The sequence below is a fragment of the Arthrobacter sp. MDT1-48-3 genome (assembly GCF_054511015.1).
The window spans coordinates 796,562-813,593 of record NZ_JBTNDL010000001.1 but is presented as its reverse complement, the minus strand read 5'-3'; the positions used below and the strand labels follow the sequence as shown (position 1 = coordinate 813,593).

22 protein-coding genes and 1 pseudogene are annotated in these 17,032 nt (G+C 68.2%); 15 read left to right on the top strand and 8 right to left on the bottom strand.

The genetic code is table 11. From position 1 onward, the window contains the following. Positions 1–45 precede the first annotated feature (45 nt). The 6 genes from ACX80L_RS04040 to ACX80L_RS04015 all read left to right on the top strand — a co-directional run bounded on the left by ACX80L_RS04040 (position 46) and on the right by ACX80L_RS04015 (position 6,891). Positions 46–1,599 carry a sugar ABC transporter ATP-binding protein gene (locus ACX80L_RS04040; RefSeq protein ID WP_459287812.1) on the top strand — a complete coding sequence of 518 codons (1,554 nt, stop codon included), beginning with the start codon at positions 46–48 and terminating at the stop codon, positions 1,597–1,599. After that, on the top strand, positions 1,596–2,645 hold the full coding sequence (locus ACX80L_RS04035) for an ABC transporter permease (protein WP_459287810.1): 1,050 nt from the start codon (positions 1,596–1,598) through the stop codon (positions 2,643–2,645). Before ACX80L_RS04040 ends, ACX80L_RS04035 begins: the two co-directional genes overlap by 4 nt. Positions 2,646–2,721: 76 nt before the next feature. After that, positions 2,722–3,813: an ABC transporter permease gene (locus ACX80L_RS04030; RefSeq protein WP_208739812.1), complete on the top strand. Its 1,092-nt coding sequence runs from the start codon at positions 2,722–2,724 to the stop codon at positions 3,811–3,813. A 61-nt stretch (positions 3,814–3,874) separates the two neighbouring features. After that, a complete protein-coding gene (gene rhaS, locus ACX80L_RS04025) occupies positions 3,875–4,939 on the top strand; it encodes a rhamnose ABC transporter substrate-binding protein (RefSeq protein ID WP_459287807.1) in 1,065 nt (354 codons plus the stop codon). Between the two features lie 124 nt (positions 4,940–5,063). Continuing rightward, positions 5,064–6,533, top strand: a complete 1,470-nt coding sequence (locus ACX80L_RS04020) for an arabinose isomerase (RefSeq protein ID WP_459287805.1) — start codon at positions 5,064–5,066, stop codon at positions 6,531–6,533. 31 nt (positions 6,534–6,564) lie between these two features. Beyond that, positions 6,565–6,891, top strand: a complete 327-nt coding sequence (locus ACX80L_RS04015) for an L-rhamnose mutarotase (protein WP_208739808.1) — start codon at positions 6,565–6,567, stop codon at positions 6,889–6,891. Positions 6,892–6,941: 50 nt separating this feature from the next. On the opposite strand, the gene ACX80L_RS04010 is transcribed toward ACX80L_RS04015, so the two are convergent. After that, entirely contained in the window at positions 6,942–7,457 is a 516-nt protein-coding gene (locus ACX80L_RS04010) for a putative immunity protein (protein WP_459287803.1), read from the bottom strand. Then, positions 7,454–7,678, bottom strand: coding sequence for a hypothetical protein (locus ACX80L_RS04005; RefSeq protein WP_459269036.1), 225 nt, complete (start codon positions 7,676–7,678; stop codon positions 7,454–7,456). Before ACX80L_RS04005 ends, ACX80L_RS04010 begins: the two co-directional genes overlap by 4 nt. Positions 7,679–7,822: 144 nt before the next feature. Between ACX80L_RS04005 and ACX80L_RS04000 the strand changes: the two are divergent. Further along, positions 7,823–8,002, top strand: a pseudogene (locus ACX80L_RS04000) (dihydrofolate reductase family protein); the annotation flags it as partial. Here ACX80L_RS04000 and ACX80L_RS03995 read toward each other — a convergent pair. Next, the gene (locus ACX80L_RS03995) at positions 7,971–8,441 is read right to left on the bottom strand and encodes a nuclear transport factor 2 family protein (RefSeq protein WP_208740011.1); all 471 of its coding nucleotides are present in this window, start codon (positions 8,439–8,441) and stop codon (positions 7,971–7,973) included. The pseudogene ACX80L_RS04000 and the gene ACX80L_RS03995 sit on opposite strands and share 32 nt — an antisense overlap. A 161-nt stretch (positions 8,442–8,602) precedes the next feature. On the opposite strand from ACX80L_RS03995, the gene ACX80L_RS03990 reads away from it, so the two are divergent. From ACX80L_RS03990 to ACX80L_RS03975, 4 genes are all read left to right on the top strand, one after another. Continuing rightward, positions 8,603–9,103, top strand: a complete 501-nt coding sequence (locus tag ACX80L_RS03990) for a tetratricopeptide repeat protein (RefSeq protein ID WP_459269037.1) — start codon at positions 8,603–8,605, stop codon at positions 9,101–9,103. A 143-nt stretch (positions 9,104–9,246) separates the two neighbouring features. Further along, the gene (locus ACX80L_RS03985; RefSeq protein WP_459269038.1) at positions 9,247–9,951 is read left to right on the top strand and encodes a Type 1 glutamine amidotransferase-like domain-containing protein; all 705 of its coding nucleotides are present in this window, start codon (positions 9,247–9,249) and stop codon (positions 9,949–9,951) included. Positions 9,952–10,115: 164 nt separating this feature from the next. Then, positions 10,116–10,373, top strand: coding sequence for a hypothetical protein (locus ACX80L_RS03980; RefSeq protein WP_208740008.1), 258 nt, complete (start codon positions 10,116–10,118; stop codon positions 10,371–10,373). Between the two features lie 157 nt (positions 10,374–10,530). Then, positions 10,531–10,890 (top strand): hypothetical protein, encoded by a 360-nt coding sequence (locus ACX80L_RS03975; RefSeq protein ID WP_208740007.1) that lies wholly within the window; start codon positions 10,531–10,533, stop codon positions 10,888–10,890. Positions 10,891–10,903: 13 nt separating this feature from the next. Here ACX80L_RS03975 and ACX80L_RS03970 read toward each other — a convergent pair whose 3' ends face one another. Further along, positions 10,904–11,179, bottom strand: coding sequence for a hypothetical protein (locus ACX80L_RS03970; protein WP_208740006.1), 276 nt, complete (start codon positions 11,177–11,179; stop codon positions 10,904–10,906). 200 nt (positions 11,180–11,379) lie between these two features. On the opposite strand from ACX80L_RS03970, the gene ACX80L_RS03965 reads away from it, so the two are divergent. Both ACX80L_RS03965 and ACX80L_RS03960 read left to right on the top strand, forming a co-directional pair. Then, entirely contained in the window at positions 11,380–11,988 is a 609-nt protein-coding gene (locus ACX80L_RS03965; RefSeq protein WP_208740005.1) for a hypothetical protein, read from the top strand. Between the two features lie 32 nt (positions 11,989–12,020). Further along, the gene (locus tag ACX80L_RS03960; RefSeq protein WP_459287799.1) at positions 12,021–12,995 is read left to right on the top strand and encodes a glycoside hydrolase family protein; all 975 of its coding nucleotides are present in this window, start codon (positions 12,021–12,023) and stop codon (positions 12,993–12,995) included. Between the two features lie 26 nt (positions 12,996–13,021). On the opposite strand, the gene ACX80L_RS03955 is transcribed toward ACX80L_RS03960, so the two are convergent. Further along, the gene (locus tag ACX80L_RS03955; protein ID WP_459287797.1) at positions 13,022–13,348 is read right to left on the bottom strand and encodes a DUF1905 domain-containing protein; all 327 of its coding nucleotides are present in this window, start codon (positions 13,346–13,348) and stop codon (positions 13,022–13,024) included. 206 nt (positions 13,349–13,554) lie between these two features. Between ACX80L_RS03955 and ACX80L_RS03950 the strand changes: the two genes are divergently transcribed. Next, positions 13,555–14,271, top strand: coding sequence for an EAL domain-containing protein (locus tag ACX80L_RS03950; RefSeq protein ID WP_459287795.1), 717 nt, complete (start codon positions 13,555–13,557; stop codon positions 14,269–14,271). 4 nt (positions 14,272–14,275) lie between these two features. Next, entirely contained in the window at positions 14,276–14,647 is a 372-nt protein-coding gene (locus tag ACX80L_RS03945; protein WP_459287793.1) for a VOC family protein, read from the top strand. A gap of 162 nt (positions 14,648–14,809) precedes the next feature. Here ACX80L_RS03945 and ACX80L_RS03940 read toward each other — a convergent pair whose 3' ends face one another. Genes ACX80L_RS03940 through ACX80L_RS03930 form a run of 3 tightly spaced genes read right to left on the bottom strand, consistent with a single transcriptional unit; the run spans position 14,810 to position 16,876 of the window. Beyond that, entirely contained in the window at positions 14,810–15,601 is a 792-nt protein-coding gene (locus ACX80L_RS03940; protein ID WP_459287791.1) for a hypothetical protein, read from the bottom strand. Continuing rightward, entirely contained in the window at positions 15,601–16,398 is a 798-nt protein-coding gene (locus ACX80L_RS03935; protein ID WP_459287789.1) for a hypothetical protein, read from the bottom strand. The genes ACX80L_RS03940 and ACX80L_RS03935 overlap by 1 nt, the downstream gene beginning before the upstream one ends. After that, complete coding sequence (locus ACX80L_RS03930) at positions 16,352–16,876, bottom strand: hypothetical protein (RefSeq protein WP_459287787.1); 525 nt, start codon at positions 16,874–16,876, stop codon at positions 16,352–16,354. The genes ACX80L_RS03935 and ACX80L_RS03930 overlap by 47 nt, the downstream gene beginning before the upstream one ends. Between the last annotated feature and the right edge of the window lie 156 nt (positions 16,877–17,032).

The following is a 17,032-nucleotide window of genomic DNA, read 5'->3' as shown; positions in this document are numbered from 1 at the left end:
TGAACCGTTGCTCTGAAACGATTCATTTTTCCCGAGGAGATTGCAGTGACGCATTCTGATGGCCACGGCGGGGACACCCCTGACCCCGCCGCACCGGCACGCACGCCCGTGCTGACGCTCCGAGGGGCACTGAAGACGTTCGGTCCGGTCGTCGCCCTGGCGGACGGGACCATCGATCTCGCCGCCGGCGAGATCCACGCACTGGTGGGTGAGAACGGCGCCGGGAAGTCGACGCTCGTGAAGATCCTCGCCGGCGTCCACCAGCCCGATGCCGGGGAGTTCCTCGTCGGGGGACAGCCCGTGAGTTTCCGCAACGTCGCGGACAGCAAGGCGGCCGGCATCTCCGTCATCTACCAGGAGCCCACGCTCTTCCCCGACCTCACCGTCGCCGAGAACATCTTCATCGGCCGTCAGCCGAAGGGGCGCCTGGGCCTCATCAGCCGCACGGAGATGCGCCGCCGCGCGAAGGACCTCTTCGACCAGCTCGGCGTCCCGATCGATCCGGACCGCGTGGCGGAGGGACTCTCGATCGCGGACCAGCAGATCATCGAGATCGCGAAGGCCATCTCCCTCGATGCGCGCATCCTGGTCATGGACGAGCCGACCGCCGCACTGAGCGGGGTCGAGGTGGACCGCCTCTTCGCCGTCGCCCGCCGCCTGCGCGATGCAGGCAGCGGCATCCTCTTCATCTCGCACCGCTTCGAGGAGGTCTTCGGGCTGTGCGACCGCATCACCGTCATGCGGGACGGCACCTACATCGCCACCCACGCGACGGAGGCGACGTCGGTCCAGGCGATCGTCCGCGAGATGGTCGGCCGCGACATCGACGCGCTGTTCCCCAAGACCGAGACCGAGACCGGCGACGTCGTCCTGCGCGTGAGCGGGCTGACACGGCCCGGTGTCTTCCACGACATCGACTTCGAGGTGCGGGCCGGCGAGATCGTCGCCCTGTCCGGGCTGGTGGGGGCGGGGCGCACGGAGGTGGCACGGGCCGTGTTCGGCATCGACCGGTACGAGTCGGGCACCGTCGAGATGTCCGGTCGCCCGCTGCGCCGCAAGGACCCCCGGGCCGCGATCGACGCCGGGATCGGCTTCGTCCCCGAGGACCGCAGGAAGCAGGGCCTGGTCATGGAGCTGTCCGTCGAGCGGAATGCGGCCCTCACGCTCCGCCACTCGCTCGCCAGGTTCGGCATCATCAGTGGCCGGGCTGAGCGCGAGGCCGCCCAGACCTGGGGCAAACGGCTCCAGGTCAAGGCCGGCTCGCCCGAGCACGCCGTCTCCACCCTGTCCGGCGGCAACCAGCAGAAGGTCGTGCTCGCCAAGTGGCTCGCCACGGATCCCAAGCTCCTCATCATCGACGAGCCCACGCGGGGGATCGACGTCGGGACCAAGAGCGAGGTGCACCGCCTCATCTCCGAGCTCGCGGGCCGGGGGATCGCGATCCTCATGATCTCGTCGGAACTCCCCGAGGTGCTCGGCATGGCCGACCGCGTCCTGGTGATGCGGGAAGGCCGGATCACCGGCCGCCTCGACCGCGCCGAAGCCACCGCCGAGACCGTCATGCACGCCGCCACCGCATCCCTGGAGGCCTCACGATGAGCGTCGACGGCGCGGTAGGCGCGGCTCCCGCGCACTCCACCCCGGGGCACGGGCAACCCTCGGCGTTCGCATCCTTCCTCCGGCTCCGCGAGCTCCCGGTGATCCTCGCCCTCGTGGTGCTCGTCGCAGTGACCGCGGCCATCAATCCGCTCTTCCTCAGCGAGCAGGGCATCAAGGACCTGCTCCTGAACGCCACCATCCTGATGATCCTCGCCGTCGGACAGACACTCGTGATCATCACCCGGAACATCGACCTGTCCGTCGGGTCCATCCTCGGGCTCGTGGCGTTCGGGACGGGGAGCATCTTCGTTGCAGCACCGGACCTGCCGATCATCGCGGTGTTCGTCCTCGGCATGCTCTTCGGCGCGGTGCTCGGTGCGCTCAACGGCCTGCTGATCACCATCGCGAAGGTCCCGGCACTCGTCATCACGCTCGGGACGCTCTACATCTTCCGCGGAATCAACAACGCCTGGGCCGGCGGTACACAGTACTTCGCGGGCGACCGTCCCGAGGCCTTCGGCAACCTCTCGGTGGACACGGTCCTCGGGTTCCCCGTGATCACCCTGATCGCGGTGGTCGTCGTCGCGATCGTGGCCGTCTACATGCTCGGCACCAGGCCGGGCCGCGACCTCTACGCCATCGGGTCCGAGCCCGACGCCGCACGGCTCTTCGGCATCCCCGTGACGCGCCGGGTGCTGCTCGCCTTCGTCGTCAACGGCCTGCTCGCGGGCCTGGCCGGCGTGCTGTACGCGAGCCGCTTCAACTCGGTGGGTGCGACGACGGGGTCGGGCCTCGAGCTCGACGTCGTCGCCGCCGCGGTGGTGGGCGGTGTCGCGATCTTCGGTGGCAGCGGCACCGTCGTGGGGGCCGCCATCGGCGCCCTGCTGCTGACCACCATCACGAGCGCCCTGACCGCGCTGCGCGTGGACAAGTTCTGGCAGCAGGCCATCGTGGGCGTCCTGATCCTCGCCGCCGTCGTCATCGACCGGATCGCCGGCGTGCGGTCGGCGCGCAAGCTCCGGATCGCGGAGGCCCGCAATGTCTGATCCCTCAGGTGCACCGACCGCCGTCCAGCCCGAAGCGCACGAGCCGGAGACCGGCTCTCCAACGAAAGGCAGGCGCATGGCCGCAACACCCGGAAGCACCAGGCCGCGGGCGGAGAAGCGCCAGAAGCCGGGGCGGGCCGCAGCCGACACCTCCACGGTGCTGGCGGTCCCCAAGGGGCGCACCGGTGCCGCCCGGATCCTGCTCGGACGGGACGCCGTCATGATCTACGTGCTGCTCGTCGTCGTGATCTACGCGAGCCTCGTGATCCCGCGGTTCGCCTCACCGGTCACCGTGGGCTTCCTGCTCCTCGATGTCATCCCGACCCTGCTCATCGCCCTGCCGATGACGCTCGTCATCATCTCGGGGGAGATCGACCTCTCGGTCGCGAGCATCGCCGGCCTCACCAGCGCCCTCATGGGAGTCCTCTGGCAGGGCGGCATGCCGATCGCGCTCGTCCTGGTGATCTGCGTGCTGGCCGGCCTCGTCGCGGGCGCCTTCAACGGGGTGCTCATCGCGTATCTCGGCCTACCGTCCCTCGCCGTCACCATCGGCACGCTCGCCCTGTTCCGGGGCCTGGCGCTCGTGGTGATCGGCGACAACGCCGTGGCGAACTTCCCTCCCGGCCTCACCGCCTTCTTCACCTCGAAGATCGGCGGGACGGGCATCCCCACCGTCATGGTCGGCGTCGTCCTGCTCATCATCGCCTTCGCCGTCGTCCTGCACTTCACGCCCTTCGGCCGCGGGCTCTTCGCCCTCGGCTACAGCAAGGAAGCGGCGACGTTCGTCGGGATCGACGTCGCGCGCTCCAAGTTCCTGCTGTACCTGGCCACCGGCACCGTGTCGGCGCTCGCGGGCATCTACTGGACCCTGCGGTACTCCAGCGCCCGCAGCGACAACGCGAGCGGCCTCGAACTCGCCGTCATCGCGGCGGTACTGCTCGGCGGCGTGTCGATCTTCGGCGGCAAGGGCTCCATCCCGGGTGTGCTCGCCGGTGTGCTGCTGATCGGCACCATCAACTACGCCCTGAAGCTGGACCGCGTCTCCGAGGTGGTCCTCATCATCGTGACGGGCTCCTTGCTCATCATCTCGGTGGTGGCGCCGAACATCGCGTCCGCCATCAAGGGGGCCCGCCATGCCAGGCGTGTCCGCACTGCTCCACTTCCCTAGGCCGTCCCCCTGGGGTTGCACCCGGCGTCTGGTTCCCAGCGCCCATCGAAAGGAAGAAACAATGAGGTTCATCCATTCCGGATCCACCGGACGCCGGGCGGCTCTCGCGGCCCTGGCAACGAGCGCCGCGCTGGTCCTCAGCGCCTGCGGCGGCGGCGCTGCCTCCGAGGGCGGCGGCAGCGAGGGTGGCAGCGGGTCGGACGGCGAGCAGACGATCACGTTCATCCCCAAGCAGCTCAACAACCCCTACACCGACGTGGTCCTGGGCGGCGGCGAGGACGGCGCGACGGAGGCTGGGTTCGCCTCCTCAGAGGTGGTCGGTCCGCTGGACGCCAGTGCGTCGAGCCAGGTGTCCTTCATCAACGCCGAGACCCAGCGCGGCACCAACGTGATCGTGATCGCCGCGAACGATCCCGATGCCGTCGGACCGGCCCTCGAGGAAGCCCGCACCGCGGGTTCGAAGATCGTCGCGTTCGACTCCGACACCAATCCCGACTACCGGGACCTCTTCGTCAGCCAGGTCGACGCGAAGGACGTGGCCCTGATCCAGCTCGAACTGATCTCCGAGCAGATCGGCGGGGAAGGCGAGATCGCCATCCTGTCGGCCACGGCCAATGCCACCAACCAGAACGAGTGGATCAAGTTCATGGAGGAGGAGCTGGCGTCCAACCCCGACTACGCGAACATCGAACTGGTCGCCAAGGTCTACGGCGACGACGATGACACCAAGTCCTTCCAGGAGGCGCAGGGCCTCCTGCAGGCGTACCCGGACCTGAAGGGCATCATCTCGCCCACCACGGTCGGCATCGCGGCGACCGCCCGGTACCTCTCCACCTCGGAGTACAAGGGCAAGGTCGCGCTCACCGGCCTCGGCCTGCCGAACGAGATGCGCCCGTTCGTCAAGGACGGGACCGTCACCGAGTTCGCCCTCTGGGATCCGGCACAGCTCGGCTACGTGGCGGCCTTCGCGGGCAAGGCGCTGGCCGACGGCGACATCACCGGGAAGGCCGGTGACACCTTCGAGGCCGGCGAGCTCGGCGAGCGTGAGATCGGCGAGGGCGGAGTGGTCCTCGTCGGACCGCCCACGCAGTTCAACGCGGAAAACATCGACGACTACGACTTCTAGTCGTCCGTCGGGCGGGGTGCCTTCGCGGGCGCCCCGCCCATTCCCGTCCTCTCCACGTCCCGTCGTCGCACCCGCCGACCTTCCAGTTGTCCCACTCGTCCCCACCCGTCGTCCCAGGAGCACCATGACCACCGATCCCGCGGTCGGGCCCACCGCCCCACTGGCCCTCTCGGGGCTGCTCGAGCCGGTCCGTCGTCGTCCGACCCGCCTCGGTCTCGTCTCGGGTGGCCTCGGCGCGTACTGGCCGCAGTTCCCCGACCTGCTGCCGCAGCTGCAGGAGTCGGCGCGCTACGTCACCGCCCGGTTCGGCGAGCTCGACGCCGAGGTGACCGACGTCGGCTTCGTCTCCGATGCACGCGAGGCGGCGCTCGCCGCGGAGCAGCTGCGACGCGCGGACTGCGATCTGATCGTCATCTTCCTGACCACGTACCTGACATCCTCGATGGTGCTTCCGATCGCCCAACGGTCGGGGACGCCGGTCCTCGTGATCGACCTGCAGCCCACCGAGGCCATGGACCATGCGAACTTCGACACCGGGAAGTGGCTCGCCTACTGCGGCCAGTGCCCCGTGCCCGAGGTCGCCAACGTCTTCCGGCGGGCCGGCATCCCCTTCCGCTCCGTCTCCGGACACCTGAAGCAGGAATCGGCGTGGCAGCGCATCGACCAGTGGGTCCACGCGGCCGGGGTCCGTGGCCGGCTGCGGCACGCCCGCCACGGGCTCATGGGCCATGTCTACCCGGGGATGCTCGACGTCTCCACCGACCTCACCACGGTGTCGACGACGTTCGGCTCGCACGTCGAGGTCGTCGAGTTCGACGACCTCCGCGAGTTCGTCGGCGAGGTGACCGATGAGCAGGTGCGCGAGCGCGTAGCCCTGGCCCGGAGCCTGTTCACCGTGGACGGGTCCGTCCTCGACGAGGACTTCGCCTGGGGCGCGAAGGTCTCCGTGGGCCTCGACCGACTCGTCACCGAGTTCGACCTCGACTCCCTGGCGTACTACCACCGCGGCCTCGCCGGCGAGCAGCACGAGCGCCTCGGCGCGGGGATGATCCTCGGCGCCTCCATCCTCACCGCCCGCGGTGTCCCGATGGCGGGCGAGTACGAGCTGAGGACGTCGATCGCCATGCTCGCGGCGCAGGCCATGGGGGCCGGTGGGTCCTTCACCGAGATCCAGGCGCTGAACTTCTCCGACAACGTGGTGGAGATGGGCCACGACGGGCCGGCCCATCTCGCCGTCAGCGCCGCCGAGCCACTGCTGCGCGGGCTCGGGGTCTACCACGGCAAGCGCGGGTGGGGCGTCTCGGTGGAGTTCGACGTGCGGCACGGGCCGGTCACGACCTTCGGCATCGGACAGGATCCCGACGGCTCGTACGTCTTCATCACCTCGGAAGGTACCGTGGTGCCCGGCCCGCTGCTGGCCATCGGCAACACGACGTCGCGCGTGGACTTCGGGGGAGACCCCGGGCTCTGGGTCGACGAGTGGAGCCAGACCGGCATCGGCCACCACTGGGCTTTGTGCGTGGGCCACCGGGCCGCCGACGTGAAGGCCGCGGCGTCCCTCCTCGGCGTCGAACACCGCCACGTCTCTCTCTGAACCACATCCACCACCAAAGGAACAGATATCGATGGAACGCGTGTGCTTCCAGTTGCAGGTCCGGCCCGAGCGCATCCCCGAGTACCGGCAGCGCCACGCGGCGATCTGGCCCGACATGGCGCGGGCGCTCAAGGACACCGGATGGAACAACTACTCCCTGTTCCTGCGCCCGGACGGGCTCCTGATCGGGTACGTGGAGTGCGAGGACTTCGCGGCTTCCCAGGCGGCGATGGCCGACACCGAGGTCAATGCGCGGTGGCAGCAGGAGATGGGCCCGTTCTTCGTGGCGCTCGAGGGGCGTCCCGACGAGGGATTCCTCCGACTCGATGAGGTCTTCCACCTGGAGGACCAGCTCTGATCAGGAGGGCACCGTGCGGGCCGTCGCGTGCGCTCCTCGCGCAGGACGCCTCAGTCGTCGAAGACGGACCAGCAGATGCTGGTGCGGCGGACCTGGTCCTCGAGGACAAGGGCACGGAGGTGCTCGGGGATCTGCCGGCGCTGCCAGTCGCGCTCGGCCCGCGCTGCTTCCCGTTCCTGGCCTCGGGGCGCTGCAGCTCCCACGGCCTTGATGGCGTAGGCGGCGGCACCGAGATCATGCTCGGGGACGTGGGCGACGCACGCCGCCTGGCCGGCTGAATACGCCGCGAAGCGTGCCGTGCCACGCAGGGGACGCGCCGCGCCCATCGCATGCCCTCCGATCGCGCGCGTCAGCATCATGGGTGCTTCACCACGCGCCCAGGCCCGTGCAGCTTCGATCGCGTCCCGAGGCCGGCTGTCCCCGCGGTTCGATTCCTCGAACAGGGCCAGGACATGCTCAGCGCAGGTAGCCGCCCACAGTGCCAGGAGCTGGTGATCGATCTCGGTGAGGGTTCCTCTGCGCCGGACGGACACGAGGCGAACATCGCGAACAGCCGGAAGGATCATGGGACCGGTTCCTGCTCCTCGGGATCCTTCCGTCCGCCGCTGCGGGTCATGGACGGAGCAACCGGTGCCGGCCAGACGACGATCAGCGCCGTCGCGATCGGTCCCACCAGCAGTGAGATGAGGAACCACGCCCACCGGGAGCGATTCTTCTGCTCGGCGAGACCGGCGTTGATGAGGGCGACGGTGAACCAGAAGAAGCCTGAACCTACGTAGTCATCCACCCGTCCACCCAATCACAGCCAGGAGCGCCGAACTGCCTCGTGGCGGGCCGTTCCCGGATCAGTGCGTCGACCGGCTCCCGTCAGCCCCGACAGTGTCCGTCCACCCGGCGTCCGGGGACAACGCGGTACTCGGGGCCTTCCTCACCGACCGCCGACCAGCAGCCCGATGCCACACCGGCGCACATCGAGTACGCCCGCCGCTGGCGTGAGATGCCGAAAGTGGTGTTCTCCTCGACGATCAGCACGGTCGACCGGAACACCGGCCTGGTCGCCGGCGACGCGGTCACCGAGATCACCCGGCTCGCTCGGGGACCGCTCGATCCGGCTCATCCTCGGGACGGCCGGCGTACCACTCGTGGAACTCGGAGCACCGTCCAGAGCTGTCGAACCGCAGGAACCAGATGTTGTCGTACGCCGTGACGACGCGATCACTCTCCGGCTCGTAGAACACCGTCCGGCCATGGGCTACGACCCGGTCACCCTCGATGGCGACCGGATGGTACCGGGCGTCGAAGGACTCGCCGATGAATGCCTCGCGCTCGCTCATCCACTCTGCGACGATCTCCCGACGTCCGGACGCCCGCAGCTGGAAGGGGTAGTGCCACACGGCAGCTTCGGACCAAAGATCCGCGATCGCCTGCTCGTCGTACGTCTTCCAGGCCGTCACGTACGCATCGAGCCACTCCTGCGCCGATGCCCTCGTGATCCGCTCCGACGGCACCGGGGTGTTGTGCCACTCGGGCTGGTCCAGGAAGCTCGTCATTCCCAGATCGTAGCCAGGACCGGACGGCGGTGGGAGCCCGGGTGGCATCGAGCCAGGTGCCGGGCGTCCAGGTGCCGGGGTGGATGCGCCGGGCCGGAAGGCCGACCCTGTCCCCGGATCCACGGAACGGGCCTCGGTGCGTCATGAGCGAGAATGGCGACATGACCCTGGGTGATGAGCTCGACCTGATCTTCGAGCGTCGAGACCGCGGCACCATGCAGCCGACCATCGATGCCCTGCTGCCCTACTACGCTGCCCATCCGGAGAACGCGCGGGTGCTCTACGAGATCGGCGGGGCCTACGACACGGCGGGACAGGAAGACATCGCGCGAGGGTTCTACGAGAAGGCTCTTGCTGCAGGCCTCGAAGGTGATCTACTGCGCCGGTGCTATGTCCAGTACGGGTCGACGCTCAGGAACCTCGGCGAGTACGAGGCATCGCTGGAGGTCTTCAGGGCAGCTCGCGCTGTGTTTCCCGGCTCCCCGGCGCTAGGGGCCTTCGAGGCCATCACCCTCCATGCGGCGGGCCGATCGGATGAATCTGTCGCCTCGTTGCTCGATCTGGTGGTGACCTTCGTTCACGCTCCCGACATCGAGCGGTACAAGGAAGCCATCAGCGGCAACGCGGCCCACATCCGTGCGCTCGACGACGAGAACTCCTAGTGGACCGTACCGATCGTCGACCGGTCCGCCTGCGATGATCAGCCGTGAAGGCTCCCGAGCGAAGGAGGCACACCAGTGACGGACTTCTCTCCGTCCGCTTTCGCGCGACAGGCAGGATGAGCCGCAGCCGTTAGGATCACACCGTGAAGCTTCTTCTCACCTCGGCCGGGGTCACCAATCCGACGATCCTCGGCGCTCTCGAAGCGCTTCTCGGGAAGCCGATCACCGCGTCCACCGCGCTGTGCATCCCCACCGCCCAGTACGGTCACCCCTGGCTCGGCCCCGGCATCGAGGCGTGGAGATTCATCAGTGGCAGATCCGAGAACCCCATGGTGGACCTGGGATGGAAATCCGTCGGGGTGCTGGAGCTGACCGCGCTGCCGAGCATCGATGAGGAGCGGTGGAAGCCGCTCGTGCGCGAGACCGACGTGTTGCTGGCGGCAGGCGGTGACGCCCTCTACCTCGACCATTGGATACGGCAGTCGGGACTGGCCGACATGTTCCCGTCGCTGGCACGCACCGTGTGGGTCGGGATGAGCGCGGGCAGCATGGTGATGACTCCGCAGATCGGTCGGGAGTTCGTCGGCTGGAACTCGCCGACGGGCGATGACAGCGCACTGGGAATGGTCCACTTCTCGATCTGCCCGCACCTCGCGCCCGACGGTGCACCCGGTAACTCGCTGGCTGCAGCAGAGAGATGGGCCGCCGGTATACCTCACCCGTCCTACGCCATCGACGACCAGACGGCCATCAGCGTGACCGATGATGCGGTGGACGTCATCACGGAGGGCCTCTGGCGGTACTTCCCTGGACAGGCAGCCGCCGACGTCACGGCAGGGAAGCCCTGACAGCCCGGGCGACCTGAACGGATCCGTACGATCCACCCCGGCGACCAGGCGTTTGTGACCTCGAGGGGTAATCAGTAGTCTGTGGATGTGGTCCAGAAGCAGGCCTCTTCTTCTCAGCAAGAAAACTGGAGTGCGGGCTCATGCTCACATCACCCACGGCCAGAATGGGCATTCTCACGGGCGACATGGCGAACCTTCCCACAAGGGCGCTGCACCGGATGATCGATCGCCTCTACGAGGACCTCGACACCGACGAACCCGTCGAGGGAGTCGCTTGCCGGTACGCGGAGCTCCGCGACGAACTCGACCACCGGGGCGCCGGCAGAAGGATCCCCCTCGCGGGCAGAACCGGTCCGTCGCGCCGCGGAGCGGTCCGCACTGCGCTCATCCGGAAGCGCCTGGCCTCACGCCCCTACGTCTAGCCCTGCCGGCGCGGCACGCGCGCGTGCTGCCCTGCACAGTATGGCGATCAGCCGAAGACCGCCCCGGGCCACTGGGGACGCTCTTCTTCACCCCGCCGGCCCGACGGCTGTTCGCCGATCGATCGCTGACACCGGTTTCCGACAATGATGGAAGAGCATGCTGCCTGCACTCGATGAAGCCGTCTTTGCAACCTTTGCCCAGGACCTCAGGTCCTACCCCGAAGCACTTCAATTCCTTGCGGACTTCGACGCGATGCTGACCCGCCGGATATCCAGGATCGGTGATGCCCTGGAATGCGGGGAGGGTGAGGAAACGACGACGGCCTTGCTCAGCCTTCACGCCAGCGCGGCCATGGCTGGTGCGTGCGCACTGCAGCACAGCACCGCCAAAGCTCTGACGACCATTCGTTGCTCGGGTGTATCTCGGGGTTTCGCGGACGAACTCGTCCTGCAGCTCACAGACCAGGCACAACACTTCACACGGTCGTACCGTGCGTTCCGTCGCGGAGCCCTGTAGGGTCCCGGGCCCCTCACCGGCGCCTGCGCGGCCGCGAGTACCGGCTGACAAGATCATTGAGCGCCAGAGTGGTGACGATGATGGAAACGGCCCCCGCTGCGAGACCGACGTAGAGGCCGCCGAGCATCGCCAGGGGGGAGTCGGCGTCGGTCAGGTAGGCGTGGGCGGTGGCAGCACCGACCACCCAGGAGGCGGCGACGACGACCAGCGCGAGGATGGACGGCAAGGCGCCGAGATGGTTCTTGATCCATCGGGCCGGCCGTGCTGTTTCGATCCCCAGGAGTGCCATGCTCCAAGTCTCCGGCGGTAAGGTCACGGTGCAGTCGACGGTACGTCTCGACTTGGCCACAGTTCGCGCCAGGACGGCCTTCCGGGTATTTCCTCTCCTCGGTCAGCCGATAACGTCCGAGGTGGGGGATGAAGCAGTGCAGGTTCTTGCCAGGCGATCCCTCGTCGTCCAATCAACCTCTGCATCAGGAGCGCCACGCCATGGTCAAGCCGCCCTCTGTCCTCGCCCTCGTGGCCGCCGCTGCACTCCTCGCAGGTTGCGCAGGCTCGCCCGCCGACCAGCCCGCGGCCCAGCCCGCCTCGACCGCCTCGGCCACGGCCTCCCCGACGCCGTCTCCGGTTGCGTCTGTCACCGCATCGAGCGAGGCAGGGCCGGCGCCGACGCAGGAGGACGCCGCGCCAGTAGAGACACCGCCCGCGGTCATCGAGACGCCGGTCGAACCACCGGCCCCCGAGCCCGTCGTCGAAGCACCAGCCCCCGCGCCGATCGTCGTCGGGACTGCTACCACCTGGGAAGCCGCGCCCCGGATCACCGTCACCCAGGGCTCGACGTTCGTCCTCACGGGGACCGGTTACCAGCCCGGCCAGAACATCTCCATGTTCATGGGGATCTACCAGACCGACATGACGGAGATCGATGAGCAATCCATGATCGCCGACGCCTCGGGTAGCTTCAGTTTCACGATCACGCTCGCTCCGGACGTCACGCCGACGACCTACGGGGTCTCCACCCTGGTCCGGGACGGCATGCGGCCCGAGGACATCGAGGCAAGCAAGCAGCACGCACTCGTCGACGTCGTCCCCGCCTAGGCGAGAGGGCGCGGCTCCCGATCGGCGACACGATGATCCATCCCATCCTCTCGCGCCGGCTTCTTGCCAGTCCCTACCGCGACCCTGTTCACGACGGTGCGGCCGACCCGGTCCTCGTGTCCGATCCAGTGACAGGGGGCTGGTCCATGTTCTACACGCAGCGCCGTGCGGCGGAGATCGGGCTCGACGGCGTGGCCTGGGTGCACGAGTCCGAGATCGGTGTCGCCCGGTCGAACGACGGAGGGTCGACGTGGACGTACCAGGGCGTCGTCGAGGGACTCGACGCACCGGGCTTGGCGCAGCCCGTCACCAGGTGGGCGCCCGACGTCGTCCGGATCGGTGACCGATGGGTCATGTTCCTGACAGTGCTCGGAGGTAAGAGGACGGATTGGACCGGTCCGGCGAGGATCGCCCAGTACATCAGCGCCGATCTCCACGTGTGGGACTTCCAGGGCTATCTCGACCTCGATTCCGAACGGGTCATCGACGCTGCCGTGGCCCAGTGCGGTGATGGGCTGTACCGCCTCTGGTACAAGGACGAGGCGCGGGGATCACGCACCTATGCCGCGGTGACAGCCACCCCACTCCTGGCGTCCACCTGGCGTGTCGAAGGTCTGGTGATCGGAGGCAGGCCGCACGAGGGTCCCAAGGTCTTCGCGCTCGGCCGGTGGTACTGGATGGTCACCGACGAGTGGCGGGGCCTGGCCGTCCACCGGTCGAGGAATGGTGCAGACGGATGGGAACGGCAGAAGCGCGATGACGGGCTGATCCTCACCGCACCGGAGACCTTCGAGGGTCTCCCTGTCGCGGCCCGGCATGCCGACGTGGTCATCCAGGCGAACCGCGCTGCCATCGTGTATTTCACCCATCCGCAGTGGCCCGGTACGGACCTGGGAGACATGGAAGGGGAGGGTGCCGGCACGGCACATCGCAGGAGTCATGTCCGGGCCGCCTGGTTCGAGGTCGACCTCGCGGGCGACCTCGTACCCAGCAGCGCGGGGCGCTGATCACCGACCCTCCAGACGACGGAGTGTCACATCGTGGAGCCGGTCCCGTTGGCGGCTCGACCGCCGCGTGACGCCACCTGCAGCGCTACCACAACCGCTCGTCCTTCGTTGATGCGCTCCTGGAGGCGGACCACCTTCTTCACCGGCAGCACGTAGCCGCCGTCGCGGGGGAGCAGTGAGGTCTCCCATCCGGTTCCTCCGATGCGCACCGATACCGGAATCACTCCCCAGCCGTAGGTCGCCCGGCCGGCCTCGATGCGAACGTACTCGCACACTTCCTCGGGCACCGTGACCCAGTAGAACGGGGCCGGGCCACGCCACTCGAACAATTCCGCGATGAAGGTCTGCTCCATACGGGCCAGAGTCCCGGGCCCGCGCCGAGGCGTCAACCCTTGTTCCTACCCGATTCTGCAGCCAGCTCCTGGCCCTCCCACGCGGGATGAGAACTTGCGGCGCGCCCACGGCGTATGTGGTTATGGTGGAAGTAATCGGTGAGGGGGAATCAGGCATGGCCTGCGATGGGTGCACGACATCTTCGAAGCTCGACTTCGATTTCAGCATGGCCTTCCAGCCCATCTATGACGCGATCGACGACCGCGTCTGGGGCTACGAAGCGCTGGTCAGGGGACTATCGGGCGAGGGCGCCCATGAGGTCCTGTCGAAGATCTCTCCGGAGCAGATGTACCGGTTCGACCAGGACTGCCGCGTCAAAGCCATCGAGTTGGCCTCGCGCCTCTTTCCTGCCGGCGAGGACCTGAAGCTGTCGATCAACTTCATGCCCAACGCGGTCTACGAGCCGGCCGCATGCCTCCGAGCGACGCTCCGGGCTGCCCGGCAGTTCGATTTCCCGACGTCGGCCATCATGTTCGAATTCACGGAGAACGAGGAAGTCTCGGACACCGCCCATCTCACGAACATCATCACCGAATATCGCAAGCACGACTTCACCACCGCCATCGATGACTTCGGTGCCGGTCATGCGGGTCTGGGGCTCCTCGTCGAGTTCCAGCCGGACCTCGTCAAGATCGATATGAAGCTCATCCGGGGAATCGACACCAGCCCGGCTCGCCGGGCCGTCGTCGCCGGCATCGTGAGCATCAGCGAGGCTCTCGGCATCACGCTCCTCGCGGAAGGTATCGAGACCGAGGCGGAGTTCCTGGTCCTGAAAGCGGCCGGCATCCGCCTGTTCCAGGGGTATTGGTTCGCGAGGCCGGCCTTCGAGGAACTCCCGCCGATCCATCGCTGGTCCGCTCCTGGCGTTCCCGCTGTCGCGTAACTCCATGGAACGGGTGCAAGGCATCGGAGGCCTTTTCTTCCGCGCTGAGGATCCAGGGGCGCTGTCCCGCTGGTACGCCGAGCATCTGGGCATCGATCCACCGCCGGCGTCCTATGACATCTCGTCATGGCGGCAGAACGGGGGAGCGACGGTTTTCTCCGGTCTGTCGGCGGACTCCGGGCACATCCCGGCCGGGAAATCGTGGGCTGTCACGTTCCGCGTTGCCGACCTCGCCGCCATGGTCCGGCAGCTCGAAGCAGCGGGAATCCCCGTGGATCGTGACGACGAGGCCTACCCCAACGGACTGTTCGCTTCGCTCCTGGACCCCGAAGGGAACAGTATCCAGCTGTGGCAACCAGCAGGAGCAGACTCCTGAGCCCACCCGGCCCGCCGGAACCCGCCGGGCGTGCCGGCATCAGGGCAGGGTGATGGTGCCACGGACATCCTCAACCCGGCACTCATCGAGCACACACAAGGTTGCGGCACGCCTCCTCGTGTTCCCGGCAGGGCCCGTCGTCGTGTTCTCCGGGGTCGGGGCTCAGCCGGCCTTCGACGCAGGATAGACGAAGACGTCCACCGAGTCTCCGCGGTGGTGGAACCGGATGATACTTCCGTCCGGGAGGCTTGCACCGGGGTCTTCCCGCGACAGGTGCAGTGTGCCGATGTCCGCGAAGAGACCGACCCCGGGCGGGACGCAGTTGGCGCCGTCGACCATGGGACCCGAGCGGTCGATGATCATGAAGCACTGCAGACCTTGCCTGTCCACGGCGAACCACGGTTCGACTCCTCGATACGGTTCATAGCCGCGGATGCTCGAACGGTCGACGTCGGCTCCCAGAAAGTCCAGCATCGAGAACACCACCTCGTCTCCTCCGCCGGCGCTTTGATGCAGGACGGCATCGGGGCGGGGCCCGAGGAACCACCCCACGGTGTACGCGAGGGCGAAGAGGACCGCCAGGGTGCCGGCTACGAACCAACTGCGGCGGGCCCGTGTGGCGGTGGCTCGATGCCAGCGATGCTGCCATCGCGACCGTGGCGGGCATTCGGCGGGCTCCACCCCGGGCGACCTGCCGGCGGCTTCGTCCGGCTCCTCGGCTTCGGGGGCGGCCGGGGGCGGGTCGGCCACCGGCGCACCATCGGTGGTGGCGCCGGATGCGGGGGCCGGAGTGCAGTCCCTGCCGGACCGGCTCGCGGTGCGTGCCGCTTCGAGTTCCGTCAGCCGTGCCAGTGCAGCGGGATCGGCCTGGATATCGGGATTCGGACCATAGGCCCTCCTGCGCAGCGCGTCCAGTTCGGCCGCAGGATCCGACACGGGCGAGGATCCGTCCATCAGCCGGCCTCCGGCATGAGGTGGACGTAGGCATCCACTGCGTCGCCGTGAAGAATGAACCGGATGATTCCGACGCCGGGAAGCCCTTCGAATCCTTCGAACCCGTCGCCGGACGACGAGACGTCCATGACGAGGTCTGCCGGAGACGGAGCGCAGCGCGCTTCCGACATGCTGCCACTGGCTTCGTGCATGGCCACGAGACAGGGCGAGTCGTACGCGTTCACGCCGGACCAGATCGTGAGACCGCGGAAGGAACCGTGCGCGCGGAGGGTCGTGGTGTCGATCGCGAACATGGGTCCCTCCATCGCCACCAGCGTGCGGACCCGGTCGCCGGCTGCGGCTCCGGTGGGGAGCAGGGTGGCATCGGGGCGCGGCGCTGGTCCGAGGAGTGTTGTCGCGACGGCTCCGCCCGCCACGACCAGCGCGCCGGCCGTCCACGCGAGGCGACTGCGCCGCGTTGCCATCATGCGCTGCACGAACGACCGCGGCAGGTCGTCCCTCCCTGCCGGCCGGGACGACGCGACCCCTTCCGGACCGTTCGACTGCCGAGCCACCTGTCGTCCCGCTGAGGCAGTGGAGGCGGGAGCAGCCGTCGGCTCACCAGCCGCGCCGGTCACGTTTCCCGTCGTGGTGGCGACGCGTCGACGCTCGAGGTCAGCGCGGTGCGCAGCCTCGAGTTCATGCAACCTCGCGAGGGCCGGCGGGTCGATCCCGATGTCGGGGTCCGGCCCGTACGCCCTCGTACGCAGTTCATCGAACTCGCGGTCGGCGTCCGAAGGATGCGCGAAGCCTTCCACAGCTGAAAGGTACACCTGGAGGTCGAGGCGAGTCCACGGGTGCTTCCACGTGGGTCGACGTCATGGCCGGTCCGCGTGCGGGGGGGGTCCGGGCGATGCGCAGGAGCGCGACGGTAAGGGCTCCCGCAACAGGGGTCCAGAGCAGCCGCTCGATCACGGACCGCGAGGCGAGATTCATCAGGGTGCCGACCCCCATCAGGCACGCAGCGCCCGTGAGGATCCGGCGCTTCGTCGTCGTGCCGGGTCCTCGGTCCGTCGTGACCAGGGCGAGCCCGAGATAGGCCAGGGACGAGACCGCGCTGGCCACCCGGAACCTGGCAGGCAAGGTGCCCGGGGTGTGACCGCCGTAGGCGGCCGCGCCCCATGGCGCTCCGGCGGCGAGGGCGGCCTGGAATGCCGCGACGACGGCGAGGAGGGCGGTCGCGAGCCCGACGGGCCCGTGGTGCGCAGCCGACGGGGGAGGCGTTCGGAGGCTCATGCTCGGAGCCTAGCGCGGATTGCAGGGCTCCACCCGGGATGGGGTGGGGTACATCGCGGGCCGACCGCGCCGGGGGAGGCGCCTGCCGGGATGATCACCACTGCTGGCCGGAAGATCCTGCTACTCCCTCTTGCTATGTACTGGTAGTCAGTGTTA

Coding starts and splice junctions, on each gene's coding strand:
- ACX80L_RS04035 (WP_459287810.1), top strand. CDS start 1,596: ATGAGCGTCGACGGCGCGGTAGGCGCGGCTCCCGCGCACTCCACCCCG.
- ACX80L_RS04030 (WP_208739812.1), top strand. CDS start 2,722: ATGGCCGCAACACCCGGAAGCACCAGGCCGCGGGCGGAGAAGCGCCAG.
- rhaS (WP_459287807.1), top strand. CDS start 3,875: ATGAGGTTCATCCATTCCGGATCCACCGGACGCCGGGCGGCTCTCGCG.
- ACX80L_RS04020 (WP_459287805.1), top strand. CDS start 5,064: ATGACCACCGATCCCGCGGTCGGGCCCACCGCCCCACTGGCCCTCTCG.
- ACX80L_RS04015 (WP_208739808.1), top strand. CDS start 6,565: ATGGAACGCGTGTGCTTCCAGTTGCAGGTCCGGCCCGAGCGCATCCCC.
- ACX80L_RS04010 (WP_459287803.1), bottom strand. CDS start 7,457: ATGATCCTTCCGGCTGTTCGCGATGTTCGCCTCGTGTCCGTCCGGCGC.
- ACX80L_RS03995 (WP_208740011.1), bottom strand. CDS start 8,441: ATGACGAGCTTCCTGGACCAGCCCGAGTGGCACAACACCCCGGTGCCG.
- ACX80L_RS03990 (WP_459269037.1), top strand. CDS start 8,603: ATGACCCTGGGTGATGAGCTCGACCTGATCTTCGAGCGTCGAGACCGC.
- ACX80L_RS03980 (WP_208740008.1), top strand. CDS start 10,116: ATGGGCATTCTCACGGGCGACATGGCGAACCTTCCCACAAGGGCGCTG.
- ACX80L_RS03975 (WP_208740007.1), top strand. CDS start 10,531: ATGCTGCCTGCACTCGATGAAGCCGTCTTTGCAACCTTTGCCCAGGAC.
- ACX80L_RS03970 (WP_208740006.1), bottom strand. CDS start 11,179: ATGGCACTCCTGGGGATCGAAACAGCACGGCCGGCCCGATGGATCAAG.
- ACX80L_RS03965 (WP_208740005.1), top strand. CDS start 11,380: ATGGTCAAGCCGCCCTCTGTCCTCGCCCTCGTGGCCGCCGCTGCACTC.
- ACX80L_RS03960 (WP_459287799.1), top strand. CDS start 12,021: ATGATCCATCCCATCCTCTCGCGCCGGCTTCTTGCCAGTCCCTACCGC.
- ACX80L_RS03955 (WP_459287797.1), bottom strand. CDS start 13,348: ATGGAGCAGACCTTCATCGCGGAATTGTTCGAGTGGCGTGGCCCGGCC.
- ACX80L_RS03950 (WP_459287795.1), top strand. CDS start 13,555: ATGGCCTTCCAGCCCATCTATGACGCGATCGACGACCGCGTCTGGGGC.
- ACX80L_RS03945 (WP_459287793.1), top strand. CDS start 14,276: ATGGAACGGGTGCAAGGCATCGGAGGCCTTTTCTTCCGCGCTGAGGAT.
- ACX80L_RS03940 (WP_459287791.1), bottom strand. CDS start 15,601: ATGGACGGATCCTCGCCCGTGTCGGATCCTGCGGCCGAACTGGACGCG.
- ACX80L_RS03930 (WP_459287787.1), bottom strand. CDS start 16,876: ATGAGCCTCCGAACGCCTCCCCCGTCGGCTGCGCACCACGGGCCCGTC.